General features: G+C 50.2%; 10 protein-coding genes. 6 read left to right on the top strand and 4 right to left on the bottom strand.

The window, feature by feature from the left end:
- Nucleotides 1–49: 49 nt before the first annotated feature.
- From P6574_RS19320 to P6574_RS19295, 6 genes are all read left to right on the top strand, one after another.
- Nucleotides 50–598 carry a c-type cytochrome gene (locus tag P6574_RS19320; protein ID WP_310621848.1) on the top strand — a complete coding sequence of 183 codons (549 nt, stop codon included), beginning with the start codon at nucleotides 50–52 and terminating at the stop codon, nucleotides 596–598.
- A 252-nt stretch (nucleotides 599–850) separates the two neighbouring features.
- The gene (locus tag P6574_RS19315) at nucleotides 851–2,716 is read left to right on the top strand and encodes an extracellular solute-binding protein (protein WP_310621847.1); all 1,866 of its coding nucleotides are present in this window, start codon (nucleotides 851–853) and stop codon (nucleotides 2,714–2,716) included.
- Nucleotides 2,716–4,587 (top strand): ABC transporter substrate-binding protein, encoded by a 1,872-nt coding sequence (locus P6574_RS19310; RefSeq protein WP_310621846.1) that lies wholly within the window; start codon nucleotides 2,716–2,718, stop codon nucleotides 4,585–4,587. Before P6574_RS19315 ends, P6574_RS19310 begins: the two co-directional genes overlap by 1 nt.
- Before the next feature lie 12 nt (nucleotides 4,588–4,599).
- Nucleotides 4,600–5,709, top strand: coding sequence for a microcin C ABC transporter permease YejB (locus tag P6574_RS19305; RefSeq protein WP_310621845.1), 1,110 nt, complete (start codon nucleotides 4,600–4,602; stop codon nucleotides 5,707–5,709).
- Between the two features lie 2 nt (nucleotides 5,710–5,711).
- Nucleotides 5,712–6,893, top strand: a complete 1,182-nt coding sequence (locus P6574_RS19300) for an ABC transporter permease (protein WP_310621844.1) — start codon at nucleotides 5,712–5,714, stop codon at nucleotides 6,891–6,893.
- 13 nt (nucleotides 6,894–6,906) lie between these two features.
- Entirely contained in the window at nucleotides 6,907–8,544 is a 1,638-nt protein-coding gene (locus tag P6574_RS19295) for an ABC transporter ATP-binding protein (RefSeq protein ID WP_310621843.1), read from the top strand.
- A 142-nt stretch (nucleotides 8,545–8,686) separates the two neighbouring features.
- Here P6574_RS19295 and P6574_RS19290 read toward each other — a convergent pair whose 3' ends face one another.
- From P6574_RS19290 to dapF, 4 genes are all read right to left on the bottom strand, one after another.
- Nucleotides 8,687–9,148, bottom strand: coding sequence for a methyltransferase family protein (locus P6574_RS19290; RefSeq protein WP_310621842.1), 462 nt, complete (start codon nucleotides 9,146–9,148; stop codon nucleotides 8,687–8,689).
- Nucleotides 9,149–9,291: 143 nt separating this feature from the next.
- Nucleotides 9,292–10,710, bottom strand: a complete 1,419-nt coding sequence (ftsY, locus tag P6574_RS19285) for a signal recognition particle-docking protein FtsY (protein WP_310621841.1) — start codon at nucleotides 10,708–10,710, stop codon at nucleotides 9,292–9,294.
- A 27-nt stretch (nucleotides 10,711–10,737) separates the two neighbouring features.
- The gene (gene mtaB, locus P6574_RS19280) at nucleotides 10,738–12,006 is read right to left on the bottom strand and encodes a tRNA (N(6)-L-threonylcarbamoyladenosine(37)-C(2))-methylthiotransferase MtaB (protein WP_310621840.1); all 1,269 of its coding nucleotides are present in this window, start codon (nucleotides 12,004–12,006) and stop codon (nucleotides 10,738–10,740) included.
- Nucleotides 12,003–12,914, bottom strand: a complete 912-nt coding sequence (gene dapF, locus P6574_RS19275; RefSeq protein WP_310621839.1) for a diaminopimelate epimerase — start codon at nucleotides 12,912–12,914, stop codon at nucleotides 12,003–12,005. The genes mtaB and dapF overlap by 4 nt, the downstream gene beginning before the upstream one ends.
- Nucleotides 12,915–12,984 lie beyond the last annotated feature (70 nt).

The raw sequence follows: 12,984 nt of genomic DNA, 5'->3' as shown, positions 1-12,984 counted from the left end.
CGCCTGTCGGGGCGTGGACCATGCACAGCCAATATCGGAGCCTACTAGGATGGATTCGTTTGAATTGAACAAAATTGCGGGGGCAATTCTGTTCGCTTTGGTCGCAATTATGGGAATTGGTCTCGTAAAGGACATCATTTTTGCGCCGCATAACGACGAAAAGCGCGGTTATCAAATCGCGGTTGAAGAGTCCGGCAGCAATAATGATGTTGCGAAGGCTGAAGTGGCCAAAGAAGAGCCAATCTCTGTGCGCCTTGCTTCTGCTTCTATAGATGCCGGTGCCAAGCAGGCCAAAAAATGTGCCGCTTGTCACTCTTTCGATCAAGGCGGTCCCAACAAGGTTGGCCCGAACCTTTGGAATATTGTTGACCGTAAGCCAGCTTCCGCAGACGGGTTCTCTTACTCTTCAGCAATGCAAAGCTACTCTGAAACGCACGCTGGCTGGACATTTGAAGATCTGGATCAGTTTGTGGCAGGACCAAAGAAAGCGGTTCCTGGAACAACCATGGGCTTTGCTGGTTTGAAGAAGCCGGGCGCCCGTGCGGACCTAATTGCTTACCTGCGCTCTCTTTCTGATAGTCCAGCGCCAATTCAATAAGCTACTTTCTGATTTTCAAACTTTCAGGAAACACCCAAAAGGCCGGAGCAATCCGGCCTTTTTCGTTATCAGCCTTGGCGATGGTAACGATTTTTCTGCAAACACCTGTTAAACTTGCAATATGTACTCCATGGTTTGCTCAATAGACAGGCGAGGGAGGATCTGTTCAAATCTATGGAAAAGCTACGGCGATCCGTAATTGGCCACATTTGCAATTGAGTATTAGGGGCTGTGATAAATTTGGGGTGTTGCATGGGTTTGCGTCTACTGGGCTGTTTTTTTGTTTTATTTGGTGGATGTCTTTCTGGAGAGGTTGCAGCCCAGGCTGACACTTCGGATGAGCCTCAATGGCGATATGCCTCATCTTTGCTCAGCACACCTAAGTATGAAAAAGATTTCAAATATTTTGACTATGTGAACCCCGATGCCCCCAAAGGTGGGACTGCGCGCCTTGCGGCTACAGGCACATTTGACAGTACCAACTGGGTTCTGCCAAAGGGAACGCGTGCCGCTTACTTACCGGTTATCTATGATACTCTCATGGTCTCATCCATGGATGAGGATTCTGTTGAATACGGCTTGCTGGCAGAAGCACTTCAGTACCCCGAAGATTACTCATGGGTGAAATATCAGTTGCGCGAAGGTGCGCACTGGCATGACGGTGTTCCTATTACACCAGATGATGTGAAGTGGTCCTTTGAACAGTGGACTGCGCTGTCTCCCCAGTACCGCTTTTACTATCAAAATGTGCAGAGCGTCGAAGTTACGGGGCCTCGAGAAGTTACCTTTACTTTTGACCAGAAAAATAATCGGGAACTGCCGAAGATTGTCGGTCAGATAACGGTTCTGCCAAAACACTGGTGGACCGGAAAGGATGCAAAGGGCAAACAGCGTGATATTTCCAAGGGGACCCTCGAAGTTCCACTTGGCTCTGGTCCCTATCGGTTGGGTTCCTTAGTGGCTGGCAAGTCGCTTACTTATGAGCGTGTGCCGGATTATTGGGGGAGGGACCTCCCTGTGAACGTGGGCCAAAACAATTTCGATAAAATCCGCTTTGATTATTACCGGGATGAGACAGTAGAGCTGGAAGCCTTTAAGGCAGATCAATTTGACTGGCGGCGAGAAGCAACAGCAAAGAACTGGGCAACTGCCTATGATACCCCTGCGGTTCGCAGCGGACAAATTATTAAAGAAAAGTTCATCCAGCTCTCTCGCGGGCGTGGTTTGATGGTGGGGTTCATACCCAACCTGCGTCGGGAGAAGTTTCAAGATACCCGTGTCCGCAGAGCCCTGAACTATGCGCTTAACTTTCAGGAGATGAACCGGACAATCTTCTTTGGACTTTATGATCGCATTAACAGCTACTTTTTTGGAACAGAGCTTGCCGCCAGAGGTTTACCCGAAGGTCTAGAACTACAAATTCTGGAAAAATACCGAAGCGAACTGCCTGAAACCGTTTTCACAACTCCCTACACAAACCCTGTTGCCAATACGCCAAAGGAAGAGCGTCAGAACCTACGCAAAGCGCTTAGTTTGTTTAAAGAGGCTGGCTACGTGCAAAGGAACAGCAAACTGGTCAATGCCAAAACCGGTGAGCCGTTTACCATTGAATATTTGATGAATGGGAACAGGTTTGAGCGGATTGGTTTGCGCTATCAGACTAGCCTGCGTAAAATTGGAATTGAACTGAAGCTTAGGACAGTTGATAGCTCACAATATGTTGCACGGTTACGCTCCCGTGATTATGATTTTATCTACACTGGTTGGGCGCAAAGTCTTTCACCGGGAAATGAGCAGAGAGACTACTGGGGCTCTGCTGCTGCGGATGTTGAAGCCTCACAAAATTATGCCGGCATCAAGAATAGCGTAATCGACGATCTGGTCGCCCGTCTTATTCAAGCTAAAAACCGAGAAGAGCTGGTTGCCATGACACGGGCGCTGGACAGAGTGTTGCTGGCACACAACTATGTGGTTCCGGGCTGGACCTCTCTTTATGCCTTTGTGGCTCATTGGGATCGCTTTGGCAGGCCAGAAAAGCTCCCGGAATATGCCATCGGCTTCCCTGATATATGGTGGTACGATCAAGAAAAGGCAGCCAAAATCGAGAGGCAGCAATAATGTTCAAGTGGCATGTCGATCGACGGCACTTTCTTAAACAGGTTGGCATGGGCGCAGCGGCGTCTCTGCTACCAGTGGGAGCAGCTCCGGCAAGGGCAAACTGGGGCTCTCATGGTCTGTCCGTGTTCGGGGCTCTCAAGTATCCTGCTGATTTCTCAAACTTTGATTATGTGAACCCAAAAGCGCCGAAGGGGGGTAAGATAAGTTTGACGGCTCCCGATTGGAGCTTTAACCAGAGCCCGCAAACTTTTAATAGTTTCAATAGTTTTATCCTGAAGGGAGATGCTCCCCCCCGGATGGAACTGTGTTTTGATAGTCTTATGGTACGTGCGTTTGATGAGCCCGATGCTGTTTATGGCCTCGTTGCAGAAACGGCCCTGATAGCCGAAGATGGAAATACAGCTACATTCAATCTGCGCTCGGAAGCCAAGTTTCATGATGGGTCGGAACTAACTTCTGAAGATGTTGTTTTTTCTTTGGAAACGCTCAAGGAAAAAGGGCATCCACTCATCAGAACATTGCTTGCGGAGCTTTCAAAGGCTGAAGCGCCAGACAAGAAAACCGTCGTCTTGACGTTTTCCGGCAACCAGTCACGTCACCTCCCGCTACAGATTGCAACACTGCCAATTCTTTCAAAAAGATATTACACGCGCTATGACTTTTCCCAGTCTACGCTAACGCCGCCCCTGTCCTCCGGCCCTTACTCCATCGGTCGGCACGAGATTGGGCGGTATGTGGAATATAAGGCAGTAGAAGACTGGTGGGCAAAAGATTTGCCAGTCGTGCGGGGGCATAACAACTTCAATACCATACGCATAGACTTCTTTCGCGACAGGCAGACCGCTTTTGAAGCCTTCAAAAAAGGGAACATTACCTATCGCGAGGATTTTTCCTCCAAAACATGGGCCACAGAATACTCATTTCCAGCTGTGGTAGACGGTAAGGTCGTAAAGCGGGAGTATGAGGATAGAAGGCCCGCAGGGGCCCAAGGCTGGTTTTTCAATACACGGCTTAAGAAGTTCTCCGACCCGCGCGTCAGGCAGGCAATCGGAATGGCCTTTGATTTTCAATGGTCAAACGAGGCGCTGTTTTTTGGCCTTTATTCGCGAACCCAGTCATTCTTTGAAAATTCACCCATGAAGGCGATAGGACTACCTGAGGGTGAGGAGCTGCAGCTTCTGGAGAAGTTTCGTGGGAAGGTTCCGGATACCGTTTTCGGCGAAGCCATTTTGCCGCCGGTGTCAAATGGTTCGGGACAGGATCGGAACTTGTTGGCGCAGGCCTCGGAGCTTTTTGTGAAGGCAGGTTATACCCGTTCCGGCAATACACTTCTGGACCGCTCCGGCGACCCAGTGACGTTTGAGTTTCTCTCTTCATCGCAAGTCTTTGAGCGCATCGTGCTTCCCTACATCAAAAATCTGCGCCTGTTAGGGGTTGAAGCTACATTTCGTGTTGTTGACCCTGCCCAATATCAGCTGCGTCTCAATACTTTTGATTATGATATAGTTTCCATGCGATATGCCACCGAACCAACGTTGAGTGAGGCTATTCGCCAATTCTGGGGAAGTAAGCAAGCAGGTATAGAGGGGAGCTATAATCTGGCGGGGATTACTGACCCAGTTGTTGACCAGCTTATAGATATAGCGCTTTCGGCTCAAAGCCGTGAAAAAATGATGATAGCTGCCAGAGCTTTGGATAGGGTCCTGCGCTCTGGATACTATTGGGTTCCACAGTGGTACAAGCCGGTTCATACCGTGGCGCTCTGGGATATGTTTGGAACGCCGAAAACATTCCCCGAATATAGTTTCCCGGTTGAAACAACATGGTGGGTGGATTTGGAAAAAGCCGTTCGCATCGGCAAAGTGGACTAGGATACTTATAGAATGGGCGCTTATATTCTGCGTCGTTTGTTGCTGATGATTCCAACACTTATCGGCATAATGGCAATTAACTTTATCATCATTCAATTCGCGCCCGGTGGGCCTGTTGAGCAGGTGATCGCCCAATTACAGGGCACAGCTGAATCAGCCACCTCCCGTATTTCGGGGGGCGGTGGTAGCGCAATGCCTATGGAATTGGGGCGAGCAGAGAGTTCGGGTTCATCGAACTCTGAGTATCGCGGGGCGCAAGGGCTGGATCCGGAGTTCATCAAAGATCTGGAAAAGCAGTTTGGTTTCGATAAGCCACCGCTGGAGCGGTTTGGCCTGATGCTTTGGAATTATGCCCGCTTTGATTTCGGGGAGAGTTACTTCCGTGATATTTCTGTTCTGGATTTGATCAAGGAAAAATTGCCCGTCTCCATTTCGCTTGGCCTCTGGATGATGCTCATATCCTATTGCATCTCTATTCCGCTGGGCATTCGGAAGGCCGTGAAAGACGGAACATCTTTTGATGTCTGGACCTCGGCTGTGATTGTGGTTGGATATGCAATTCCCGGCTTTCTCTTTGCTATCTTGCTGATTGTTATTTTTGCGGGCGGATCGTTTTTCGACTGGTTCCCTTTGCGCGGGCTGACTTCGGATAACTGGGAGAGCTTATCGTGGCCTGCAAGGATTTTGGACTATTTCTGGCACCTTGTTCTGCCCATAACCGCCATGGCGCTTTCCGCCTTTGCCACCACAACGCTTTTGACCAAGAATTCGTTTCTGGATGAAATTCGAAAACAGTATGTGCAAACGGCGCGGGCCAAGGGTTTAACTGAACGACAGGTGCTTTACGGTCATGTGTTTCGCAACGCCATGTTGATTGTTGTTGCGGGTTTTCCCGGGGCGTTCATTTCAGCATTTTTTGCCGGATCACTGTTAATCGAAACGATTTTCTCTCTTGATGGTCTTGGGTTGCTTGGATTTGAATCCATTATCAACCGCGATTATGCCGTTGTCTTTGCAACGCTATATATCTTTTCTCTTTTGGGACTTTTGGTGAATTTGATCTCCGACCTTACATACACATGGATTGACCCTCGAATTGACTTTGAAAGTCGGGAGGTTTGATCATGGACCCTGAACTGGAAAAGAAGCTACAAGATAAAGGGTATGAGACGATCAACCCCTTAGCCGAGCAAACGCAGCCGCCAGAGCGTCAGCGTCTTTCTCCCATCAATCAGCGCCGCCTACGAAATTTTAAGGCAAATCGCAGGGGATACTGGTCCTTCTGGATTTTCTCCGTTCTGTTTATTCTCTCGCTCTTTGCAGAGTTTATTGCCAACGATAAGCCCATTCTAGTGTCTTACAAGGGTGAGCTTCTCATGCCCGTTTTTGCGGAGTATCCAGAGGAGAAATTTGGCGGGTTTCTGGCAATAACCGATTATCGGGACCCTTTTATACAAGATGAAATTGGCAGCAATGGCTGGATGATTTGGCCGCCTATTCGCTACTCCTATAACACTGTGAACAATGAAATACCGGTTCCCGCTCCCGCCCCTCCATCATGGATGATGGATAAAGCCGAGCGCTGTTCCCAGTATGCGCAAGGGGCGAGTGACCCGAACTGTACCTATGGAAACTGGAATTGGCTTGGTACAGACGATCAGGGGCGCGATGTGGTTGCCCGCCTAATATATGGCTTTAGGATCTCTGTCCTTTTTGGTCTTGTGCTTACTGTCGCTTCCTCTGTGATTGGTATCGGGGCTGGGGCAGTGCAGGGGTATTATGGCGGCTGGATAGACCTTGGCTTCCAGCGCTTTATTGAAATATGGACTGCAATCCCGACGCTTTATCTAATTCTGATTATATCTTCAGTGTTGACGCCGGGCTTCTGGATTTTGTTTACAATCCTTCTTGCCTTCTCATGGGTTGCACTTGTAGGTGTGGTGCGGGCAGAGTTCCTGCGTGGCCGAAACTTTGAATATATATCTGCAGCAAGGGCGCTTGGTGTGTCCAACGGTGTCATCATGTGGCGGCATCTGCTGCCCAATGCCATGGTTGCAACCTTGACCTTCATGCCCTTTATTCTCAATGGCTCCATCTCAACTTTAACAGCATTGGACTTTCTCGGCTTTGGCTTGCCGCCGGGCTCTCCCTCACTTGGGGAAATGCTGGCGCAGGGGAAGAACAACCTGCAAGCGCCATGGTTGGGGTTCTCAGGATTTATAGTTCTATCCGTTATGTTATCTCTTTTGATTTTTACTGGTGAAGCAATCCGCGATGCCTATGATCCACGCAAAAGCTTTGACTAGGCGAGGGGATACTATGACAAAGAACAATAGTGTGCTGCTTTCCGTTAAAGAGCTCAGCGTCGCCTTTTCTCAAGGGGAGGGACGCAACATTGCTGTTGATCGCATTTCCTTTGAGATCAGACGAGGTGAAACCCTTGCCTTGGTTGGTGAAAGCGGATCAGGAAAGTCTGTATCCGCGCTCTCGGTGCTGAAGCTGCTCCCCTATCCCACTGCAAGTCATCCGACTGGCTCCATCCACTTTGATGCTCAAGAGCTCTTGAAGGCCTCGGACAGCCAGATGAGGAAAGTGCGAGGGAACCGTATTTCCATGATCTTTCAGGAGCCTATGACCTCCTTGAACCCTCTGCATACGGTGGAGCGGCAGATCTCGGAAATCTTGAGGGTACATCGCGGCCTTGGAGAGACCAATGCGCGCAAACGCGTGTTAGAACTGCTGGAACAGGTTGGTATTCCCGAACCCGAAACTCGGCTTAAATCCTACCCGCATCAATTGTCGGGTGGTCAGCGCCAACGTGTCATGATTGCCATGGCACTGGCGAATGAGCCGGATTTGCTGATTGCAGACGAGCCAACCACAGCCCTTGATGTGACTGTGCAGGCACAGATTCTGAAGCTTTTGAAGGAATTACAACAGCGCACCGGCATGGCGATGCTGTTCATTACGCATGATCTTGGAATTGTGCGGAAAATTGCCGATAGAACCTGCGTCATGACCAATGGCAAGATTGTTGAGGAAGGAAAAACCTCCCGTATTTTCGAGAACCCGCAGCATGCCTATACAAAGCATCTCTTAGCGGCGGAGCCGAAGGGGGACCCGCCTGAAACAGACGCCAGCCAACCGGTTATAGTTCAAACGAAAGACTTGAAAGTCTGGTTCCCCATCAAGAGAGGTTTTCTGCGTAAAACCGTGGGCCATGTGAAGGCGGTGGATGGCATTGATATAACCATCCGACAGGGGCAAACACTGGGTATTGTGGGGGAAAGCGGCTCAGGGAAAACAACGCTGGGCCTCGCGATTTTGCGGATGATCTCATCGCAGGGTGGCATTTCCTTCGAAAACAATTCGATCGCTGAATTCTCATGGAAAGAAATGCGGCCTCTTCGGCGTGACATGCAAATTGTCTTTCAAGATCCATTTGGTGCGTTGTCACCGCGTATGTCGGTGGCTGATATCATTGGAGAAGGGCTCAAAGTTCATTTCCCGTCCATGTCTGCGGCTGGCAGAGACAGAAAAGTTGCAGCCTCGCTGGAAGAGGTTGGGTTGGACGCAGAAACGCGCCATCGCTACCCCCATGAATTTTCTGGGGGGCAGCGGCAGCGTATCTCAATTGCGCGTGCAATGGTGCTGGAGCCCAAGTTTGTGATGCTGGACGAGCCCACATCGGCGTTGGATATGAGTGTTCAGGCACAGGTAGTCGATTTGCTGCGAGAGTTGCAAAGCAAGCATGGGCTGGCTTATCTGTTCATTTCCCACGATTTGAAGGTTGTGCGCGCACTTGCCAACGATGTTGTGGTTATGAAGCAGGGCAATGTGATTGAGGCAGGGCCATCACAAACAATCTTTGAGCATCCGTCTTCAGAATATACCAGAGCCCTGATGGCGGCAGCCTTTAACATGGAAGCGACAGAAAGCGGGATTGTCTCCAGTTAAGGCGGTTTGCGTATTAATAGAAAGACCTTGCCGCTTTTACTCTTTCTGTACGTGTATCTCTACCGAAAAACGGCCCTTCTTCGGGGGGACACTGTAGAGGTGTTCTGTATGGCCCCCTGAGTTTATTGGGGCCATACTTGTTTCAGAGCCAGCGGCGCACTCGCTGGCAGTAGTCTTCGTAGTCTTTACCGAAAAGCTTTTTCAAAGCTTCTTCTTCTGGCTTGATCTGAAACATGTTCAAATAAAATACGTAGATCAAGAGTGCCAGAAACGCTGCCATGCTGGACAGGTAAATGGACCAGCCGACGAGAATCAGGAGCATCCCCAGATACATGGGGTTGCGTGTAATACCGTAGATGCCACCTGTCACCAGTGCTGAAGCGCTCTCGGGCCTTGTCGGATTGTGCGTGGTTTGGTGCTGCCCAAAACGCCACTTACCCATTTGTACGAGGACGCAGCCTGCTATTGCGAATGTGAGAAATCCAAGAACTGCGATGAAATGCGGGAGAGGGTAGCCAGGTATGGCCTTGGCCAGCGCCCACATGAGGCCTGCTGTCACGAATTCAATTATGAGTGGGTGGACTTTTAGTTCCAGAAATTTCATCAAATGCGTCCCGAAGTAAACAAGAGCTCAATAAAATACAAATGCAAGCAAACTCTTTGCGTGTAATTATGGCGAAGGTACGCTCTTATCGGATAGCCCCATTTTTAAGTTTTTGGAGCCTTCAATCGTTAGCGGGCAGGAGGTTAAACCTCCATACCTGCAATTGCCGTTGCAAAATCCTTTGCCGAGAACGGCTCAAGATCGTCAACGCCTTCGCCAACTCCGATAAAGTGCACCGGCAGGCCGTATTTTGCTGCAATTGCAACAAGAATTCCACCGCGTGCAGTTCCGTCCAGTTTGGTCATGATAAGGCCTGTCACCCCAGAAACCTTACCGAATATCTCAACCTGATTCAGCGCGTTCTGGCCGGTTGTGGCGTCAAGGGTGAGGAGAACGGTGTGCGGAGCATCAGGAAGCTGCTTCTTGATAACGCGTACAATTTTCTCCAGCTCGTCCATGAGTTGGGTTTTGTTCTGCAAGCGACCCGCCGTATCAATCAGCAGAACATCCACATTCTCCTCGGTGGCTCGTTTTACTGCATCAAAAGCAAGTCCAGCAGCATCTGCGCCGGTGTCTCGTGCAATTACTTCCGCGTTGGTGCGTTCGCCCCAGACCTTAAGCTGCTCAACCGCCGCTGCGCGGAATGTGTCGCCCGCTGCAAGCATCACCTTTTTGCCTTGGGTCGCCAACATGGAGGAGAGTTTGCCGATGCTCGTGGTTTTCCCGGTGCCATTTACCCCAACCATCAGGACCACGTGGGGTTTATGGCCGGTTTCAAGGTTAAGTGGTTTTGCGACCGGCTCAAGAACACGCTCTACTTCGCTTGCGAGGATTTCCTTGACCTCTTCACCTGAAATTTCTTTGTTATATCGGCCTTCTGCGACCTTTTCAGTAATGGTCATGGCCGTATCAACGCCAAGATCCGCCTGAATGAGGATATCCTCCAACTCTTCCAATGTTTCCGCATCAAGCTTGCGCTTGGTGAAAATGGAAGAGATCCCCTCGCTCAGTGCAGAGGAAGAGCGCGAAAGGCCCTGTTTTAATCTCTGGAACCAGCCAGACTTTTTGCCAGTTGCCTCAGTTCGCGCAGGCTCTTCGGCCTCCCCAGATATCTCAGGTCCTGAAGGTTCTCCAGCTCCTTCAATTTCTCGAGATTTCTCAGGTACTGCGGGTTTTCCTGCTGCTTCTTCATCCTGTTTCCCCTCCAGAATTTCCGAGAGTACGTCAGTAGAAGGGTTTAGCGTTTCAGGTGTCAGGTCAAGCGAAACATCTTCATCGTTGCCAATGGTTGGTGCAGGCTCTGCAATTGGAGCAGCATCAACCACCTCTGGCGTATTACCTGCAGACATAACTTCAATGACAGGTTCGGAAGCGGAGGGCTGCGGCAGTTGATCGGCAACCTTTGGCGCTTCTATCCCCTCATCAGAGGGGGCAAGCTGCTCTTGTTCCAGAATGTCTTCAGTACCAGAGGTCGTTTCCAAATCAGAAGCAGGCTTTTTTTCAGGCGCTTCACTTTTGCCTCGGAATAACCCTCTGAAAAATCCGCGCTTCTTTTCGCTCATCGTTAAATTGTATCCTTGGCGTAAAATCTAAAGTGTAGAGGTAATAGACTCTGCAAGCAGGTGCCTGCTGGTATGGCCTGTAATACGTGCCTTTACAATACTACCCGCTTCTTTTGCATCAAGTTCAACCAGTGTGAACAACTCTGTACGTCCAAGGCCTTCCTTCTCCACCAGTACATCACGCAGTTTGCCAACCTCTGCTTTTAACAGGTCTTGCAAAGCACGTTCCCCCCGTTCGCGAAGCCGTCCGGCTCTTTCCTTGATAATGTTTCGAGGCATCTGGGGCATACGCGCTGCTGGCGTGCCAGGGCGTGGTGAAAATGGGAACACGTGCAGGTATGTCAGGTCACATTCATCGACGATTTTTAAAGTGTTTTCAAACATCTCCTCGGTTTCCGTCGGGAACCCTGCAATGATGTCGGCACCAAAAACAGCGTCAGGACGCGATTTACGGACATCCTCACAAAAGCGGATTGTATCTTCGCGGGAGTGGCGCCGTTTCATCCGCTTCAAAATCATATTGTCCCCTGCTTGCAGAGACAGGTGTAAATGTGGAAGCAGGCGCTGCTCGCCCGCGATAGCGTCCATCAAGGCATCATCAGCCTCTATACTATCGATTGACGATAACCGTAGGCGTGGCAGGTCGGGAACCAGAGACAAAATCTTTTGCGTCAAAGTGCCCAATGTAGGTGTGCCTGGCAGGTCTGCTCCGAAAGATGTGATGTCGACACCGGTGAGAACGACTTCGTTATATCCGTTATCAACCAATCTTTTGATTTGGTTGATAATCACCCCCATTGGCACACTGCGCGAATTGCCGCGGCCATAGGGAATAATGCAGAATGTACAGCGGTGATCACAGCCGTTCTGGACCTGTACAAAGGCACGGGCCCTGCCTTGCAGCCCATCGATCAGGTGACCAGCTGTTTCGCGCACGCTCATAATGTCGTTGACGCGGACCTTTTCGCTTTCGTCAAGCCCGAACTGCGCAACGCTACCATAGGAGGCACGCTCCAGTTTTTCAGAGTTTCCCAGAACTAGATCCACTTCATCCATTTCAGCGAAAGTGGAGGATTCTGTCTGGGCAGCACAACCTGTTACGATGATGCGCGCCTCGGGGTTTTCGCGCCGTGCTTTGCGAATGCTCTGGCGTGCTTGACGCACTGCCTCGTTGGTAACTGCGCAAGTGTTGATGAGAACAGCGTCTTTCAGTCCCGCTGCCTCTGCCTCGCTCTTCATTACTTCAGATTCGTAGGCGTTCAGCCGGCAGCCGAAAGTAACCACATCAATTGTCAAGGTATTGGCTCCGTGACCACATCTCCCGCAGCGGTCTTTTTATAGGCAAGGCTGTCCAAATCCAGCATGCCTTCAAATTCAATTGTCGTTTCGCCGGTCATGAAAATGTGATCATCACTTTCACGCCAGTCAATGAAGAGAGGTCCACCGGGCAGAAGAACTGTCGTCTGGCGGCCTGTCAGTTGTTTGCGTGCGGCAGCCACACCCACAGCGCAGGCTCCCGTACCGCATGCCTGTGTCAAACCCGCGCCGCGCTCCCAAACGCGCATGCGTATTTTGTTTTCTGCAAAAACATGGGCAATAGATATATTGGCCTTTTCAGGAAAAATCGGGTGATTTTCCAGCAGGGGACCGAGTTTTTCCAGCTCATGAGCATCCACATCCTCAACCCAAAAGATTGCATGGGGATTTCCCACATTAACAACGGAAGGGCTATGGAGAACGGGGGCATCTATGGGGCCGATTTGTAACTCGATTGCCCGGGTATCGGCAAATTCTTCGGAAAGCGGAATCTGGTCCCACTCAAGCCGCGGCGTTCCCATATCGACTGTTATAAGGCTATTTGACGACACCTTTGAAAAAGCAGTGAGAAGCCCTGCGTTTGTTTCAATAACCACGCTATCTTTACCGCTTTCTTGCATAAGCAGGCGGCCAATGCAGCGGGTGGCGTTGCCGCAGGCGTCAACTTCGCTTCCATCTTGATTATGAATGCGCATGAAAGCGTCAGCCTTTGGATTTCGTGCAGGCTCGATGGTAATCATCTGATCAAAGCCAATTCCGGTTTCCCGGTTGCCAAGTGCAGCCCGTTGGTCATTACTAAAAGAAAAGGAATAGTTCCGCGCATTCAGAACAACAAAGTCATTGCCCAGACCGTTCATTTTCAAAAATGGTATTTGAAGCTGCGTCATTCGGTTTCTCTTAGGTTTTCCTGCTTTGTGGGTATCCACGCATAGGGGCACTATATGGCCGATAATTCTG

The organism is Pseudovibrio sp. M1P-2-3 (assembly GCF_031501865.1).
Lineage (GTDB): Bacteria > Pseudomonadota > Alphaproteobacteria > Rhizobiales > Stappiaceae > Pseudovibrio > Pseudovibrio corallicola.
This window is presented reverse-complemented; position numbering and strand designations above follow the sequence as displayed.

Coding starts and splice junctions, on each gene's coding strand:
- P6574_RS19320 (WP_310621848.1), top strand. CDS start 50: ATGGATTCGTTTGAATTGAACAAAATTGCGGGGGCAATTCTGTTCGCT.
- P6574_RS19310 (WP_310621846.1), top strand. CDS start 2,716: ATGTTCAAGTGGCATGTCGATCGACGGCACTTTCTTAAACAGGTTGGC.
- P6574_RS19290 (WP_310621842.1), bottom strand. CDS start 9,148: ATGAAATTTCTGGAACTAAAAGTCCACCCACTCATAATTGAATTCGTG.
- dapF (WP_310621839.1), bottom strand. CDS start 12,914: ATGACGCAGCTTCAAATACCATTTTTGAAAATGAACGGTCTGGGCAAT.
- P6574_RS19305 (WP_310621845.1), top strand. CDS start 4,600: ATGGGCGCTTATATTCTGCGTCGTTTGTTGCTGATGATTCCAACACTT.
- P6574_RS19295 (WP_310621843.1), top strand. CDS start 6,907: ATGACAAAGAACAATAGTGTGCTGCTTTCCGTTAAAGAGCTCAGCGTC.
- P6574_RS19300 (WP_310621844.1), top strand. CDS start 5,712: ATGGACCCTGAACTGGAAAAGAAGCTACAAGATAAAGGGTATGAGACG.
- ftsY (WP_310621841.1), bottom strand. CDS start 10,710: ATGAGCGAAAAGAAGCGCGGATTTTTCAGAGGGTTATTCCGAGGCAAA.
- P6574_RS19315 (WP_310621847.1), top strand. CDS start 851: ATGGGTTTGCGTCTACTGGGCTGTTTTTTTGTTTTATTTGGTGGATGT.